This window comes from Nocardia pseudovaccinii NBRC 100343, from assembly GCF_001613225.1.
In the GTDB taxonomy this organism is placed as follows: domain Bacteria; phylum Actinomycetota; class Actinomycetes; order Mycobacteriales; family Mycobacteriaceae; genus Nocardia; species Nocardia pseudovaccinii.
In genome coordinates this window covers 1-1,993 of sequence record NZ_BDBY01000468.1, presented here as the reverse complement: position 1 = coordinate 1,993, position 1,993 = coordinate 1, and the positions used below count along the sequence as shown (strand labels likewise).

Genomic DNA, 1,993 nt, shown 5'->3' with positions numbered 1-1,993 from the left:
CCATTGGTAGTCAGGGGCGCGGTGCCCGAAAGCAGGCCCGTTTCCCCATCCCCCTTTCAATTCCGTGCGTGCGGTTTTCCCGCACACGGCTTACCGATGATCTTCTTGACATGGTTACGCTGCCTTCGGGTAACGGATGGTGCCGCGCAGCCGGTGCGGGCCGTGCCCGTTGAACCACTGTTCGTTCCACTGCAGTACTTGACCAGTACGCAGGTTGCGGCCTCGCTTCTTGATCAGAAGCCGTCGTAACCGCCACACTATGTACCGGTCCATCGCTCGGAACTTCTCCGCGGCGTTGCCGGTGCGAAAGTAGTTGCCCCAACCGCGCAGGATCGAAGTCAGTTCCGCGATGATGACGCGGATGTCCGTTCCCACCCGGTTGCTACCGGTCCGGGCACAGACCTTCTCCCTGAGTCTCTTCATTGCCCGCTGCGAGGGCCACCGGTTCAGGTAGTAGCGGACAATCCGCCGCTGCTCCCACAACCGCCCTGACATTCGAGCCCTGAAATGACATCCGAGGAAGTCCAGACCCTCCCGGCCCTGCCGAAGATCAACTACCTTCGTTTTATCCGGATGCAGCCGCAACCCCAACGACGCCAGGATCTCTCCCACCGCCTCGAGAGCCGTATTCGCCTGTGCCACACTGCGACACAGCACCACACCGTCGTCGGCGTAACGCACCAGCTCACCCACCCCACGGGTGGACAGCTCGGTATCGAGCACGTGCAGGAAAATGTTGGCCATCAGCGGTGAAATACAACCGCCTTGTGGCGTGCCAGCGACCGTCCGCTCGACCGCACCATCGACCATCACCCCCGCTTGCAGCCACAAACGCAGCAGTTTGAGCACCCGCCGGTCCGAGACCCGCCGACTCACCTCGGTGAGCAACCGCTCATGATCGATCTCGCCGAAGAAGTTGGCGATATCGAACTCGACCACGAATTGATGACCCACGATGAACCCGGTCCGCAAACGTTCCTTGGCCATCACCGCCGACCGCTTCGGCCGGAACCCATAGGAGCACGGCAGAAAATCCGCCTCCCAGATCGGTTCCAGCACAAGCTTGGCCGCCGTTTGAGCCACCCTGTCCCGCACCGTCGGAATCCCCAAAGGCCGCTTACCGCCCTGTGGTTTCGGGATCTCCACCCGACGCGCAGGCGCCGGGCGATACACGCCCTCGCGAAGATCACGACGCAACTCACGCAACATGCGGTCCACGCCGTACTCCTCGACAGCAACCAAGGTCACACGATCGACCCCGGCCGCACCCTTGTTGCGACGTACCCGTTCCCACGCCTCCCACAGGACGTCACCCCTGCAGATCCGGTCATACAGAGCATGGAAACGCCGACCCTCAGACTGCTTGGCCGCAGTCCATAGCGTGCGCTGCAGTTCTCGCACTTTCACCGGCGACGCCCGCAACGGCTCATCACCGGCTACGGCAAGGGATCCCTTGCCAGGGTAGTTGGACCGAGTCACCCCGGTCATGCCCTCACACTTACCTGCTTCGCACACATGATCAAAGTGCGGGCCCTTCCCTCCCGACGCGTTATGTTGCACGCCGATCACCGGTACTACGCCCCGCTCGGACTCCCGCTGCCCTCCAAGAGATTTCACCATCGGCTTATACGCTTGGTCTTTGCCCGACGAAGGCCAGGCAGACGGGTCTCTCCTGTTCCGAACCAGACTGTGCGTACGTGCCACCACCCGTACCCCGAGAGGACCCGACAAGCTGACCCCGGTACAGAGCTCGCCGGACATGGCCTTCGCCGTGATATGAGCGGCTCGGCTCCTCCGTTGTGAGTATGACGAGGCTGCAGTGTTCGCTTTACGCTGCGGCCCGCACGCTTGCTCCCTCCAAAGAGGCTCTCGACACCCCGCTCAGCACGCCACCTCTCGACGACGTACCGGGGCCTGCTACCCGGCACACCGGTGCCTACCGGGACGGGACTCGCACCCGCTAGCCTGGTCCAACTTTCAGGACGCAACATAT

At 62.6% G+C, this 1,993-nt stretch carries 1 protein-coding gene; it reads right to left on the bottom strand.

All coding sequences use genetic code 11. From position 1 onward, the window contains the following. Nucleotides 1-114: 114 nt before the first annotated feature. Nucleotides 115-1,488: a group II intron reverse transcriptase/maturase gene (gene ltrA / locus NP3_RS45925; protein WP_245721401.1), complete on the bottom strand. Its 1,374-nt coding sequence runs from the start codon at nt 1,486-1,488 to the stop codon at nt 115-117. Between the last annotated feature and the right edge of the window lie 505 nt (nt 1,489-1,993).